The 13,540-nt window shown below is 66.7% G+C and carries 12 protein-coding genes; 3 read left to right on the top strand and 9 right to left on the bottom strand.

The genetic code is table 11. The features are described 5' to 3' along the window. Window positions 1-298 precede the first annotated feature (298 nt). From moeB to ndk, 8 genes are all read right to left on the bottom strand, one after another. Window positions 299-1,435, bottom strand: a complete 1,137-nt coding sequence (gene moeB / locus AC5P8J_RS19205; RefSeq protein ID WP_111099311.1) for a molybdopterin-synthase adenylyltransferase MoeB — start codon at window positions 1,433-1,435, stop codon at window positions 299-301. A 175-nt stretch (window positions 1,436-1,610) separates the two neighbouring features. After that, a complete protein-coding gene (gene der / locus AC5P8J_RS19200; protein ID WP_019661312.1) occupies window positions 1,611-3,008 on the bottom strand; it encodes a ribosome biogenesis GTPase Der in 1,398 nt (465 codons plus the stop codon). 15 nt (window positions 3,009-3,023) lie between these two features. Continuing rightward, the gene (gene bamB / locus AC5P8J_RS19195; protein WP_019661311.1) at window positions 3,024-4,232 is read right to left on the bottom strand and encodes an outer membrane protein assembly factor BamB; all 1,209 of its coding nucleotides are present in this window, start codon (window positions 4,230-4,232) and stop codon (window positions 3,024-3,026) included. Then, window positions 4,232-4,870, bottom strand: coding sequence for a YfgM family protein (locus tag AC5P8J_RS19190; RefSeq protein WP_019661310.1), 639 nt, complete (start codon window positions 4,868-4,870; stop codon window positions 4,232-4,234). Before AC5P8J_RS19190 ends, bamB begins: the two co-directional genes overlap by 1 nt. Window positions 4,871-4,935: 65 nt before the next feature. Then, window positions 4,936-5,808 carry a RodZ domain-containing protein gene (locus AC5P8J_RS19185; protein WP_494540123.1) on the bottom strand — a complete coding sequence of 291 codons (873 nt, stop codon included), beginning with the start codon at window positions 5,806-5,808 and terminating at the stop codon, window positions 4,936-4,938. An 18-nt stretch (window positions 5,809-5,826) separates the two neighbouring features. Next, window positions 5,827-6,612: a type IV pilus biogenesis/stability protein PilW gene (pilW, locus tag AC5P8J_RS19180; RefSeq protein ID WP_111103163.1), complete on the bottom strand. Its 786-nt coding sequence runs from the start codon at window positions 6,610-6,612 to the stop codon at window positions 5,827-5,829. Beyond that, window positions 6,599-7,804, bottom strand: coding sequence for a dual-specificity RNA methyltransferase RlmN (rlmN, locus tag AC5P8J_RS19175; RefSeq protein ID WP_111103165.1), 1,206 nt, complete (start codon window positions 7,802-7,804; stop codon window positions 6,599-6,601). The genes pilW and rlmN overlap by 14 nt, the downstream gene beginning before the upstream one ends. Window positions 7,805-7,814: 10 nt before the next feature. Then, window positions 7,815-8,240, bottom strand: a complete 426-nt coding sequence (gene ndk / locus AC5P8J_RS19170; protein WP_005409295.1) for a nucleoside-diphosphate kinase — start codon at window positions 8,238-8,240, stop codon at window positions 7,815-7,817. A 346-nt stretch (window positions 8,241-8,586) separates the two neighbouring features. On the opposite strand from ndk, the gene AC5P8J_RS19165 reads away from it, so the two are divergent. The 3 genes from AC5P8J_RS19165 (at window position 8,587) to AC5P8J_RS19155 (ending at window position 12,935) form a co-directional block, all read left to right on the top strand. Then, window positions 8,587-9,240, top strand: a complete 654-nt coding sequence (locus AC5P8J_RS19165; protein ID WP_019661306.1) for a TetR/AcrR family transcriptional regulator — start codon at window positions 8,587-8,589, stop codon at window positions 9,238-9,240. Window positions 9,241-9,279: 39 nt separating this feature from the next. After that, window positions 9,280-11,652: a 3-hydroxyacyl-CoA dehydrogenase/enoyl-CoA hydratase family protein gene (locus AC5P8J_RS19160; protein WP_021202919.1), complete on the top strand. Its 2,373-nt coding sequence runs from the start codon at window positions 9,280-9,282 to the stop codon at window positions 11,650-11,652. A 74-nt stretch (window positions 11,653-11,726) separates the two neighbouring features. After that, complete coding sequence (locus AC5P8J_RS19155; protein WP_021202920.1) at window positions 11,727-12,935, top strand: acetyl-CoA C-acyltransferase; 1,209 nt, start codon at window positions 11,727-11,729, stop codon at window positions 12,933-12,935. 437 nt (window positions 12,936-13,372) lie between these two features. Here the strand turns inward: AC5P8J_RS19155 and AC5P8J_RS19150 are convergent. Continuing rightward, a partial coding sequence (locus AC5P8J_RS19150; protein WP_495217068.1) for an IS3 family transposase occupies window positions 13,373-13,540 on the bottom strand: 168 nt, incomplete at its 5' end.

The raw sequence follows: 13,540 nt of genomic DNA, 5'->3' as shown, positions 1-13,540 counted from the left end.
TTTCCCCAAGATCAGAATCGGGTTCAACAATAGAGCAATGCCGATGACGGCAATAGCACGCATGTTGCGCCGGATTGTCTTGGAGGTGGAACGATGATGGGCGCCCGCCCCGGCATCATCCCGAAACCGTTGCAAGTCGCTGTAGAGCCGAGCCCACGCTCGGCTGCTCTTCGTGCCGAGGCCAGAAGCAGCCGAGCATGGGCTCGGCTCTACAGTAGATCCACGCCATGCGTGGATGACGCACAGCCGCCGCGCCCCGGTAGATCCACGCCATGCGTGGATGAATCTCCGGCCAGCCTCACCCATCCCGGCAGAACGCGGCGTAATCGATATACCCCGGGAACGGCACGCCCGGCGCACACACCGGGCAATGCGGGTCCGGCCGGATGCCGGTCTCGCGGAAGCGCATGCCCAACGCGTCGAAGCGCAGCAGCCGCCCCACCAGCGGCTCGCCAATACCCAGCAGCAGCTTCAGCACTTCGGTGGCCTGCAGGACGCCGGCCAACCCGGGCAGCACGCCCAGCACCCCGGCCTCGGAACAGTTCGGCGCGAACTCCGGCGGCGGCGGTTCCGGGAACAGGCAGCGATAGCACGGCGCCACGCCGCGCTGGCGACCGGCATCAAACACGCTGACCTGGCCGTCGAAGCGCTCGATGGCGGCATATACCAGCGGCTTGGCGTGCTTGATGCAGGCGTCGTTGAGCAGGTAGCGCAGCGGGAAGTTGTCCGACCCATCCAGCACCACGTCCACGCCCTCCAGCAGCGCATCCACGTTCTCGGAGGTGACCCGCTCGGGCACGGCCTCGACCTCAATCGACGGGTTCAGCGCCAGCAGCCGCTCGCGCGCCGAATCGACCTTGAGCTGGCCCACGCTGGCTTCGGTATGCACGATCTGCCGGTGCAGGTTGCTGCGCTCCACGCGGTCGTGGTCAGCAAAGCGCAGGTGCCCTACCCCCGCCGCGGCCAGATAGAAGCCCGCCGGCGCACCCAGCCCGCCCGCGCCCAGCACCAGCACACGCGCCTGCTGCAGCCGGCGCTGACCTGCCTCGCCGACTTGCGGCAGCAGCAGATGCCGCGAATAGCGATCAAAGAAATCGCGGTCGGCGGCACTGGCCAGCGGCTGCACCAGCGGCAGCGACTGCTCGCGCCAGGCCACGGTACCGCCGGTCACGGAAGCGACGTGGGTGTAGCCGGCCTGCAGCAGGAACTGCGCAGCATCGGCCGAGCGCTTGCCGCTCTGGCAGATCAGCAGGATCTCCTGGTCGCGCTGCGGCAGATGCGCGGCCGGGTCGGCCTGCAGTTCGCCCTTGGCCACGCCACGCGCGCCCTCGGCCATGCCGCCGGCCCGTTCGTGCGCCTCGCGCACATCGATCAGCACCGCGCCATGGGCCAGGCGCTCGCGTGCCTGCGCGGGGGAAAGCTCTTGGATGCTCATGGCCGCATTATCACGCACGTGGCGGCAGGCCGCCTTGACCGATACCTGCAAACATGGGGTAGTGCCGGCCGCTGGCCGGCATGGCCATGAACGCACCGGACGACGCGAGGTTGCCGGCCAGCGGCCGGCACTACCACAGACAAGAAAGGCGGCCCTGGGGCCGCCTTTCTCTGAATCACTTGCCCTTGACGTGCTTCATCAAGCGCCGCTTGGACTTGATCTGCCGCTCGGTGAGGACGTTCTTCTTGCCCTCGTACGGGTTGGTACCCTCGCGGAAGATGAAGCTCACTGGCGTGCCGATCAGCTTGAAGCGCTTGCGGAAGAAGTTCTCCAGGTAGCGCTTGTACGACTCCTGCAGCTCCTTCAGGCGGGTGCCGTGCACGATGAAGGTCGGCGGGTTGGAACCGGCCGGGTGCACGTAGCGCAGCTTGGAGACGTGGCCGCGGATGGTCGGCGGCGGGTTGGTCTCGTAGGCCACTTCCAAGGCCTTGTTCACTTCGCTGGTGGTGAAGGTCTTGTTGGCCGATTCGTGCGCACGGTGCACCGCGCGGAACAGCTCGCGCAGGCCCGAGCCATGCTTGGCCGAAATGCGCACCGATTCGGCCCACGGCACGAAGCCCAGCTTCAGCGACAGCATGGTCTCGGCCTGCTCGCGCTGGTACTCGGTCAGGCCATCCCACTTGTTGATGGCGATCACCAACGCGCGGCCGGCGTCGAGCACGGCACCGAGCACGGTGGCGTCCTGGTCGGTCACGCCTTCGGTGGCGTCGAGCATCAGCACGGCCACCTGGCACTGCTCGATCGACTGCATGGTCTTGACCACCGAGAACTTCTCGACGACCTCGTCCACGCGCGAGCGACGGCGCAGGCCGGCGGTATCGATCAGGCGGTACTCGCGACCGTCGCGCTCCAGGTCCACTGCGATCGAGTCGCGGGTGGTGCCCGGCACGTCGGAGGCGATCATGCGCTCCTCGCCGAGGATGCGGTTGACCAGGGTCGACTTGCCCACGTTCGGGCGGCCGACGAAGGCGATGCGGATGCGGTTCGGATCGTTGTCCAGCTCTTCGCCGCTACCTTCTTCCGGCAGGCGCTGGATCACTTCGTCCAGCAGGTCGTCCAGGCCCTGGCGATGCGCGGCCGAGACGGTCAGCATTTCGCCGAAACCGTAGCGGGCGAACTCGGAGCGGACGCTGTCCTCGTCGGTGCCGTCGATCTTGTTGATAAGCAGCAACGTCGGGCGCGACAGCTTGCGCAGCCACGCCAGGATCTCGTCGTCCAGCGCCGAGGTGCCCTCGCGGGCATCGACGACGAACAGGATCAGGTCCGCTTCGGCAGCCGCCGCACGCGCCTGGCGGGTGGTGGCACCGGCCAGGCCTTCGTCCTCACCGGCAATACCGCCGGTATCCACGACGAGGAAATGATTGTCCTCGTCGAGGCGGCAGACGCCGTAGTTGCGATCACGGGTGACGCCGGGCTGGTCATGGACCAGGGCGTCACGGGTGCGGGTCAACGCATTGAAAATGGTCGACTTGCCGACATTCGGCCGTCCAACCAGGGCGACCAAAGGCAGCATCGCGAGTACTCCGTATTAATTTGCCAACCGGAAGGCGGTCAGCTTGCCATCCACGTTCTGCACCAGCAGCACCCCGTCTGCGACGACCGGCTGGGCCAGCAGGGCGTCACCGCCACTCTTTGCCCGTGCCGCCATCGCACCATCGGAGGCCTGCAGCCAGTGCACGTATCCCTTGTAGTCGCCGACCACGACGTAGTCGCCATGCAGCGCCGGGCCGGTCAGCGAGCGACGGGCCAGTGCCGTCTGCGACCACATGGCTGCGCCGCTGGCCTTGTCCAGGCCGAACACGCCGCCCTTGTTGTCGGTCACGAACACATTGCCCGACGACACCGCCACGCCACCCGCACCGCCGTGGTCGCGCGCCCACAGCGGGCGACCGGTCGGGCCTTCAATGGCCATCGTCTGGTTCTTGAAGCTGCTCACGAACAGGGTGTTGCCATCCAGCACCGGCGCGCCGTCCACATCGGCCATGCGCTCCAGCTCGGTACGGCCTTCACCGTTGCCCACGTTCTGTTCCCACAGGGTGCGGCCATCCTGCTGGGCCAGGGCGGCAACCGCGCCCTCGTCCTTGCCGATGAACAGCACGCCCGGGCCGGTCACCACCGGTGCGTTGCCACGCACGGTCAGCGCCGGCAGCTCGCTCGGGTTGAACCACTTCTGGGTGCCGTTGCCGGCATCGAACGCAGTGATACGGCCGTCGTTGCTGCGCACGTAGACCGCGCCCTGGGCGATGGCCGGCGCGGCGATGACTTCACCCGGAACACGGGCGCGCCACTTTTCGCTGCCGTCGTTGATGTCCAGCGCGATGACCTGGCCATCGAGCGTGCCGATCACGACCAGGTTCTCACCGACACCCGGGCCACCGGACAGGCGCAGCTTGGCCTTCTTCTTTTCCTTCTGCGGCTCCCAGGTCCAGACCTTCTTGCCGGTCTGCAGGTCGATGGCGTGCACGCCACCGGTGATCGCCGCAGCGAACACGTGGCCGTTGGCCACGGCCGGGCCCTGGCGCACGCCGATGCGGCGCTCGCCCTTGCCGAGGTTGACCGACCAGGCCTTGTTGACCTTCAGGGTCGGCTCGAACTTGACCAGCTCAGCCGGTTCCTGTGCCTTCTTCGCGGCCGCGTCCTTGCCGGCGAACCAGCCCTTCATGGTGCTGCAGCCGGTCAGGGCCATGCCCATCAGGAGCACGGTGGCGACGCGGGTGATCATGACCTTCTGACTCATCAAACCGACTCCGCAGGGGCGGCGACGGTGCCGCCGGCGTCCATAACCTTGGTTTCCAGCAGGCGCCGCTGCGGCGCTGCCACGTCCAGCGTCTTCAGCGCCTTCTCGTACTGTGCGCGGGCCTCATCGCGCTTGCCCTGCGCCATCAGCGCATCGCCATGGATTTCCAGGCTGCTGCTGTCGGTGGCGCTGCCCAGCAGCTTGATCGCCTCGTCGCTCTTGCCGGTGGCCACCAGCAGGCGGGCCACGCGCTGGTCGACCACGCGCTGCAGGTCACCTTCAACCTTCACGCCGCGCAGGGTAGCCAGGGCTTCTTCGTTCTTGCCGGCATCGACCTGGGCCTTGGCCAGCTGCAGCGCCGCCAGGTCGCCGTAGATGCTGGACGGGCCGGCTTCGAGCGCCTTGACCGCCTTGGCGGCGTCGTCGAGCTTGTTCTGCTGCAGGCCAACGAGCGCCTTCTGGTACTCGACATTGGCCGAGGCCAGCTTGCCGCCCTGATCCTTCTGGTACCACTGCCAGCCGGCAATGGCACCGATGGCGATGACCACGCCACCGAGGATGCTGGCGCCATTCTTCCGCAGCCAGCTGCGGACGCGTTCACTTTGTTCGTGCTCGTCGAGCAGATCGTCGATCGCCATGCGTACTCTCGCCCCGCCCATCGGGAGGGACCATTGGAATTAATCGAAGGTGGTGAAACCGCGCCTCAGTGCGAAACCGGGACTACGGAGCCTTCAGAGGATACCTGAAAGCGTGCCACGTTGGCTCGCTGGTAGGGGGTCAGATCGACGATAGCGCCGTTCTGCTGAACCTGGACCGCCGAGGCGTTGCCCAGGGTCACCCGGGTCACCTGGCCCGGCGTGAAGCTGCGGCTCTCGCCGGATTTGATCAGCGCCTTCTCGACAGTGCTGCCGTCCGGGCCGCCGATATCGACCCAGCTGTCGCCACTGAACTGCATGTCCAGCGTATTGGCGGCAGCGGCCGGTGCCGGGGCTGGACGCGGCACCGGGGCCAGCGAGGCCACGTACGGAGTGGCGGCCGGCTTGCTGGCCGGAGCGCTCGCCACGTCCGCCACCGCGGCCGGCTCGACGCCGGCGGCAGAGGGGGTGACCGGCACGGCGGCCGGAATCGCGTCCAGCGAGGCGGTGTTCGGCGACGGCGTCGCACTGCCATCGAAATGACCACGGGTGGCGAACCACACCGGCACTGCCAGCACCGCGGTGATGCCGACGTACAGCACGCGACGGCCGAGATTCTCGGCAATGCGGCGCGCACGCGGGGTATGGGTATGGCTGACCAGGGTAGGCGGCACCACCGGGCCGACCTGGGCCTGCTCCAGCAGCTCTCCCACGTCCACGTCCAGAAGCCGCGCATAGCTGCGCAGCTGGCCGCGCACGAACACCGGCGCGCCAAGCTTCTGCCATTGTTCTTCTTCCAGCGACCTGACCACCTGGACCGGCATGCGCAGGCGCGAGCCGACATCTTCGAGGGTCAGTCCGGCCGCCTCGCGGGCGTGGCGCAGGCGGGTGCCGCAGCCGGCCGCAGTCTCGAGAGCGCTCACAGTCTGGTCATCAATCACAATGCATCAACCCTGGAGTTAGGAGCCCGCTTCCTGCGGAAATTCCTGTCGAATCCGCTGAAGATAGCGATCAGATGCCGCCCGATCACCCAGCCGCGCTTCGATTTGAGACGCAAGTTGTAACACGGAACGCGTTGCGGGTGCAGCCGCAATCCTACGTTCGGCGAAGGCCCGGGCCTCCATGAAGCGGCCCTGGCGGAAGCTGAGCTGCGCCATCGCCTCCAGCGCGACCGGGTTTCCCGGCAGCACCGACAGCGCCGCGCGCAGGTCGCCTTCGGCACGTTCAAGTTGGCCAGCGTCCAGTGCACAGCTGCCCGCATTGGCCTGGGATTCGGCCGGTGTGGCGTAGCCCGGCGCCTGCAGCGCTCGATCGAACCACGCCAGCGACTCGGCCGGCCGCCCCTGCTGGCACAGCCACGCCCCGTAATTGTTGAGGATGTCACCGCGCTGCGGCGCCTGTTCGGCCGCCCTGCGGAAGCTCTCGCCCGCTTGCTGGCTCCGGCCACGGCGCTCATCGATGCCGGCCAGCAGCACCAGCGCATCCGGCGAGTCGGGCGCCAGCTTCAGCGCCTCGCGCGCCTTGCGTTCGGCCGCATCCAGGTTGCCGACCTGCATGTCACGGGCAGCCAGCGCCAGCAGATCCTGCAGGCGCACCTGGCGCCGCACGCTGTCCGGATCTCGCACCGAATAGACCGGCGCTTCGCTGGGGCCCAGCTTGGCCTTGGGTTGGGATTTGCAGCCGCCGACCGCAACGGCCAGCACGCCTGTGAGAAGCGCCAGCCAGAGGCGGTCAGGCCGCGGCATCGCTCCCCTTCCCCGCCTGCAGCGTCTTGTTGAACTCCGCCTGGCGGCGGGTGCGGTCCATCACCTGGCCCTTGAGCTGGCCACAGGCGGCGTCGATGTCGTCGCCACGGGTGCGGCGGACCATCGTCAGCACGTTGCTGTCGAGCAGGATCTTCTGGAAGGCGCGGATGTTGGCCTCCTCGGAACGCTCGTAGCGGGTGCCCGGGAACGGATTGAACGGGATCAGGTTGACCTTGCCCGAATCCTTGGCCTGCACCGCGTTGTCGAACTGGCGCATCAGGCGGGCCAGCTCGCGGGCATGCTCGGGCTTGTCGTTGACGCCCTTCATCAGGGTGTATTCAAAGGTGACCGATTCGCGGCGCTTGTTGGCGCGCAGGTAGCGTGCGCACGAGGCCATCAGCTCGGCGATCGGGTACTTCTTGTTGAGCGGCACCAGCGTCTCGCGCAGTGCGTCGTTCGGCGCATGCAGCGACACCGCCAGCGACACGTCGCTTTCGGCAGACAGGCGGTCGATCTGCGGCACCAGGCCGGAGGTCGACAGGGTCACTCGCTTGTTGGCCAGGCCGTAGCCCAGGTCGTCGCGCATCACGCTCATGGCGCGCACGACGTTGTCGAAATTCATCAGCGGCTCGCCCATGCCCATCATCACCACGTTGGTGAGGCGGCGCATCTGGTGCGGCACGTTGCCCAGGTGGCGTGCGGCAACCCACACCTGGCCGATGATCTCGGCGGTGGTCAGGTTACGGTTGAAGCCCTGGGTGGCGGTGGAGCAGAACGTGCAGTTCAGGCCGCAACCGACCTGCGAGGACACGCACAACGTGCCGCGGGTCTTGTCCGGGATGTACACGGTCTCGATGGCGTTCTTGCCATCCACGCCCATCGCCAGCAGCCACTTGTGGGTGCCGTCGGCGGAGGGCTTGTCGAACACGATGTTCGGAACCAGCACCTCGGCATGGGCCTGCAGCTTGGCGCGCAGGACCTTGCCGAGGTCGGTCATTTCATCGAAATCGGTGACGTAGCGATGGTGGATCCACTTCATCACCTGATGGGCACGGAACTTCTTCTCGCCGAGAACCTCGACGAAAAACTTCTCCAGGCCCGCGCGATCGAGGTCGAGCAGGTTCTGCTTGCCAGCCGTGGGTGCCGACTTCGGCAGCGGCTGGATGGCGGGGGACTGTACGACCTCGTTCACGGCATTACTCTCAGCGCGAGACGACTTCGGTGGCGGCGAAGAAGTAGGCGATCTCAATCGCGGCATTCTCGACCGAGTCCGAGCCGTGTGCGGCGTTGGCATCGATGGATTCGGCGAAGTCGGCGCGGATGGTGCCCGGCGCGGCTTCCTTCGGGTTGGTGGCGCCCAGCAGGTCGCGGTGGGCCAGGACGGCGTTCTCGCCTTCCAGGGCCTGGATCATCACCGGGCCGGAGATCATGAACTCGACCAGCGCGTTGAAGAACGGACGCTCGCGGTGCACGGCATAGAAGCCTTCGGCTTCACGGCGCGACAGCTGCTTGTACTTGGCGGCCACGACCTTCAGGCCGGCCTTCTCGAAGCGGGCGTAGATTTCGCCGATGACGTTCTTGGCAACGGCGTCCGGCTTGATGATCGAAAGGGTGCGCTCCAGCGCCATGGGATGTCTCCAATGGAATCGGGCCGCTGATGGCCCGAAGGGTAACATGAAAAAAACCCGCGTCGGGACGCGGGCTTAGCCTGATAAACGTAGGCGAATTGTAAAAGATAACGTGGCCGGGTGGTAGAGGGCCATGTGGCCCTGTTGTAGCGCCGAGCCCATGCTCCGCTGGCCTTTGGGCCGAAGAGCAGCCGAGCGCGGGCTCGGCTCTACAGGTTCAGGTCCACCCATTCACCCACCTGAGTGAAATCTGACCGGAGCGGCCGATTTTGCTGCACTGCAAAATGCCATACGGTACCGTCTGGTCCTAGTATCAAACAATCGTTTGATTAAGGTCTGCCCGCCGATGGCCAAACCCGCCCACTTCTCGACCAAGGACCGGATCCTCGGCGCGGCCGAGGAGCTGTTCGCCCAGCACGGCTTCGCCGGCACCTCGCTGCGCCAGGTGACCAGCCAGGCCGACGTCAACATTGCCGCGGTCAACTACCACTTCGGTTCCAAGGAAAATCTGGTCAATGAGGTCTTCCGCCGCCGCATGGACGAGATGACCGGCGCGCGCCTGGCGCAGCTGGAGCGGGCCCGCAGCGAACACCCCGGCGAACTGCGCCCGGTGCTGGCCGCCTTCGTCGAGCCGGCCCTGGCGCTGGCCCAGGACCGCCAGAACGGCGGCGCCTTCGTGCGCGTGATTGCCCGCGCCTACGCCGAGAAGAACGACAACCTGCGCAAGTTCCTGTCCGACCACTACGGCCACGTGCTGCGTGCGTTCGGCAAGGCCATCGGCGAGTGCGTGCCCGGCCTGAGCAAGGAGGAGCTGTACTGGCGCCTCGACTTCCTGGCTGGCTCGCTGACCTATGCGATGGCCGACTTCGGGCTGATCAAGCGTCCCGCCGGTGTCACCGAAGCGGCGCATCGTGCCCATGCCGCCCACGAACTGATCCATTTCGCCGAAGCCGGGTTCCGCGCCGCCGCACGCGCCAGCGCCCTGCCCGCTTCCCGTTGATTCCACCCAGTAACTGCTGACCAACAAAGGCCCTACACCATGTCCAATTCCCTGCTAGTCCGCCGCGCCGCCGTGCTGGGTGCCGGCGTCATGGGTGCCCAGATCGCCGCCCACCTCACCAACGCCGGCGTCGACACCGTGCTGTTCGACCTGCCTGCGAAGGAAGGTCCGGCCGATGGCATCGTGCTGAAGGCGATCGCCAACCTGGGCAAGCTGAGCCCGGCGCCGCTGGCCAGCAAGTCGCTGGCCGAAGCCATCACCCCGGCCAATTACGACTCCGGCCTGGAGCAGCTGAAGGACTGCGACCTGATCATCGAGGCCATCGCCGAGCGCATGGACTGGAAGCAGGACCTGTACAAGAAGATTGCGCCGTTCGTGGCCGACCACGCGGTGCTGGCCTCCAACACCTCGGGCCTGGGCATCAACAAGCTGGCCGACGTGCTGCCCGAACAGCTGCGCCACCGCTTCTGCGGCGTGCACTTCTTCAACCCGCCGCGCTACATGCACCTGGCCGAGCTGATCCCGGCCACCACCACCGACGCCGCCGTGCTGGAAGGCCTGGAAGAGTTCCTGGTCACCACCCTGGGCAAGGGCGTGGTGTACGCCAAGGACACCCCGAACTTCATCGGCAACCGCATCGGCGTGTTCTCGATCCTGTCCACCATCCACCACACCCAGCAGTTCGGCCTGGGCTTCGATGAAGTGGACGGCCTGACCGGTCCGCTGGTCGGCCGCCCGAAGTCGGCCACCTACCGCACCTCCGACGTGGTCGGCCTGGACACCATGGCCCACGTCATCAAGACCATGGGCGACACCCTGCCGAACGACCCGTGGCATGAATTCTTCAAGTCGCCGAAGTGGCTGGACGCGCTGATTTCCAAGGGCGCGCTGGGCCAGAAGACCGGCGCCGGCATCTTCCGCAAGGTCGGCAAGGACATCGTGGTACTGGATCTGGAGAAGCAGGACTACCGTCCGGCCGACCGCACCGCCGCACCGGAAGTGGTGGAGATCCTGAAGATCAAGAACCCGGCCGAGAAGTTCGCCAAGCTGCGCGAGAGCCAGCACCCGCAGGCGCAGTTCCTGTGGGCGACCTTCCGCGACCTGTTCCACTACAGCGCCTACCACCTGGCCGACATCGCCGAGACCGCGCGCGACGTCGATCTGGCCATCCGCTGGGGTTACGGCTGGTCGCTGGGCCCGTTCGAGACCTGGCAGGCTGCCGGCTGGAAGCAGGTGGCACAGTGGATCGCCGATGACATCGTGGCCGGCAAGAGCATGAGCAGCGCCCCGCTGCCGGATTGGGTGTTCGATGGCCGCGACGGCGTGCACGCCGCCGAAGGCAGCTACAGCCCGTCGCGCAACGCCAAGCTGCCGCGTTCGTCGCTGCCGGTGTACCAGCGCCAGCGCTTCCCGGATCCGCTGCTGGGCGAGCAGTTCGCTCCGGGCGAAACCGTGTTCGAGAACGACGGCCTGCGCATGTGGCACGACGGCGATGGCATCGCGGTGGTCAGTTTCAAGACCAAGATGAACACCGTCTCCGACCAGGTGCTGGACGGCCTGCAGGAATGCGTCAGCCGCGCCGAGAAGGACTTCCAGGGCCTGGTGATCTGGCAGCAGAAGGAACCCTTCTCCGCCGGCGCCGACCTGGCCGGTGCGCTCGGCCTGCTGCAGGCCGGCAAGGTCGACCAGTTCGAAGAAATGGTCGCCAACTTCCAGCGCACCAGCCAGCGCATCAAGTACTCCCTGGTGCCGGTGGTGGCCGCCGTGCGTGGCCTGGCCCTGGGCGGCGGCTGCGAGTTCCAGATGCACAGCGCCAAGACCGTTGCCTTCCTGGAAAGCTACATCGGCCTGGTCGAAGCCGGCGTCGGCCTGCTGCCGGCCGGTGGCGGCCTGAAGGAACTGGCCGTGCGTGCCTCGCAGGCCGCGGGCCCGGGCGGCGACGTGTTCGCCGAACTGAAGAAGACCTTCGAGACCGTGGCGATGGCCAAGGTGTCCAACTCGGCGGTCAACGCCAAGGAGCTGGGCCTGCTGCGCAGCACCGACAAGGTGGTGTTCAACAGCTACGAGGCCCTGCATATCGCCAAGGCCGAAGCACGCGCCCTGGCAGAAGCGGGCTACCGCCCGCCGCTGCCGGCACGCCGCATCCAGGTCGCCGGTGACGTGGGTATCGCCACCTTCAAGATGATGCTGGTCAACATGCTGGAAGGCCGCTTCATCAGCCCGTACGACTACGAGATCGCCGAGCGCATCGCCACCGTGCTGTGCGGCGGCAAGGTCGACCGCGGCACCCTGGTCGACGAAGAGTGGCTGCTGACCCTGGAGCGCAAGCACTTCGTCGAACTGGCCCAGCAGGAAAAGACCCAGGCCCGCATCGCGCACATGCTGAAGACCGGCAAGCCGCTGCGTAACTGATCGCCCATCCCTGCTTCCGGTGGGTGCCGACCGTTGGTCGGCACTCCGGCTAAAAAATTCAAGAGATCACTGCAATGACCAAGCAAATCCAGGACGCCTACATCGTCGCCGCCACCCGCACCCCGGTTGGCAAGGCGCCCAAGGGCATGTTCCGCAACACCCGCCCCGACGACATGCTTGCGCACGTGCTGCGCAGCGTCGTCGCGCAGGCCCCGGGCGTGGACGTCAACCGCATCGATGACGCGATCATCGGCTGCGCCATGCCCGAAGCCGAGCAGGGCATGAACGTGGCGCGCATCGGCGTGCTGCTGGCTGGCCTGCCAAACACCATCGCCGCGCAGACCGTGAACCGCTTCTGCTCCTCCGGCCTGCAGGCCGTGGCGCAGGCCGCCGACGCGATCCGCCTGGGCAACGCCGACCTGATGCTGGCCGGTGGCACCGAGTCGATGTCGATGGTGCCGATGATGGGCAACAAGATCGCCATGGCGCCGAGCGTGTTCGACAACGACCACGTGGCCATCGCCTACGGCATGGGCATCACTGCCGAGAAGGTCGCCGAAGAGTGGAAGGTCTCGCGTGAAGACCAGGACGCCTTCGCCCTCGCCTCGCACCAGAAGGCCATGGCCGCGATCCAGAACGGCGAGTTCAAGGACGAGATCAGCCCGTACGAGATCGTCTCGCACCTGCCGGACCTGGCCGACGGCCAACGCATCATCACCCGCAACAAGATCGCCGACACCGACGAAGGCCCGCGCCCGGATTCCTCGGCTGATGGCCTGGCCAAGCTGCGCCCGGTGTTCCGCAACGGCCAGTTCGGCGGCACCGTCACTGCTGGCAACTCGTCGCAGATGAGCGATGGCGCCGGTGCCGTGCTGCTGGCCTCGGAACAGGCGATCAAGGACTACGGCCTGACCCCGCTGGCCCGTTTCGTCAGCTTCTCGGTGGCCGGCGTGCGCCCGGAAGTGATGGGCATCGGCCCGATCGCCGCGATCCCGAAGGCACTGAAGCAGGCCGGCCTGACCCAGGACCAGCTGGATTGGATCGAGCTCAACGAAGCCTTCGCCGCGCAGTCGCTGGCGGTGATCCGCGATTGCGGCCTGGACCCGGCCAAGGTCAACCCGCTGGGCGGCGCGATTGCCTTGGGCCACCCGCTGGGTGCAACCGGCGCGATCCGTACCGCAACCCTGCTGCACGGCCTGCGTCGTCGCCAGCAGAAGTACGGCATGGTGACGATGTGCATCGGCACCGGCATGGGCGCGGCGGGTATTTTCGAGGCGCTGTAAGGTTCAAAGCGTTGCCGGCGGACGTTTCGGTTTGCTGGGGGGCCCGGGTGGGTGAGGCTGCCCGGGACACGCCGTAAACCCGTCCCTGGGGGCTCGATGGCGCCATCCATGGCGCCAACGGTCCCGGGCAGCCCTGCCAACCCGGCCCTTCCAGCCTCCCCGCGGCGGAGGGATGAGCAAAGGCAGGATCAAAGTCTGGGGTCAGAGCCCTTTGCTACGCAAAGGGATCCGACCCCGACTCGACGCTCGCGGAAACAAAAAAGGCAGCCATCGGCTGCCTTTTTGCTTTTGCTCTTGCCCTTGATTCCGCCCTTCCCGTCCGCGCCCGCAGGAAACCTGACAGGCGGGGCGGGTGGGCCTTTGGCAGGACCGTTCGCCGCATGGATGCGGCGACCGAGCCCCCATTGGTGAAGTGACCCCCGAGACTTGGACAGGGGTCAGGCGGCCGATTGGGCCTGTTGGGTCTGCTCCCGGTACTGTACCGGGCTCAGGCCCTTCAATTTCAATTTGATTCGCTCTTGGTTGTAGTACTGGATGTATTCCACCAGCCCCGCCTCCAGACTCTCGATGCTGTCAAAGCTGTTCAGGTAAAAGAACTCCGACTT

The organism is Stenotrophomonas sp. YJH_SMC_37, assembly GCF_059370035.1.
The sequence above is the reverse complement of the archived record's forward strand: the minus strand, read 5'-3'. Positions and strand labels throughout refer to the sequence as shown.

What these genes read in the sequence shown, in the direction of transcription:
- AC5P8J_RS19190 (WP_019661310.1), bottom strand. Translation starts at nt 4,870, where the DNA reads ATGGCGATCGACGATCTGCTCGACGAGCACGAACAAAGTGAACGCGTC.
- AC5P8J_RS19165 (WP_019661306.1), top strand. Translation starts at nt 8,587, where the DNA reads ATGGCCAAACCCGCCCACTTCTCGACCAAGGACCGGATCCTCGGCGCG.
- der (WP_019661312.1), bottom strand. Translation starts at nt 3,008, where the DNA reads ATGCTGCCTTTGGTCGCCCTGGTTGGACGGCCGAATGTCGGCAAGTCG.
- moeB (WP_111099311.1), bottom strand. Translation starts at nt 1,435, where the DNA reads ATGAGCATCCAAGAGCTTTCCCCCGCGCAGGCACGCGAGCGCCTGGCC.
- AC5P8J_RS19160 (WP_021202919.1), top strand. Translation starts at nt 9,280, where the DNA reads ATGTCCAATTCCCTGCTAGTCCGCCGCGCCGCCGTGCTGGGTGCCGGC.
- pilW (WP_111103163.1), bottom strand. Translation starts at nt 6,612, where the DNA reads ATGCCGCGGCCTGACCGCCTCTGGCTGGCGCTTCTCACAGGCGTGCTG.
- ndk (WP_005409295.1), bottom strand. Translation starts at nt 8,240, where the DNA reads ATGGCGCTGGAGCGCACCCTTTCGATCATCAAGCCGGACGCCGTTGCC.
- AC5P8J_RS19155 (WP_021202920.1), top strand. Translation starts at nt 11,727, where the DNA reads ATGACCAAGCAAATCCAGGACGCCTACATCGTCGCCGCCACCCGCACC.
- bamB (WP_019661311.1), bottom strand. Translation starts at nt 4,232, where the DNA reads ATGAGTCAGAAGGTCATGATCACCCGCGTCGCCACCGTGCTCCTGATG.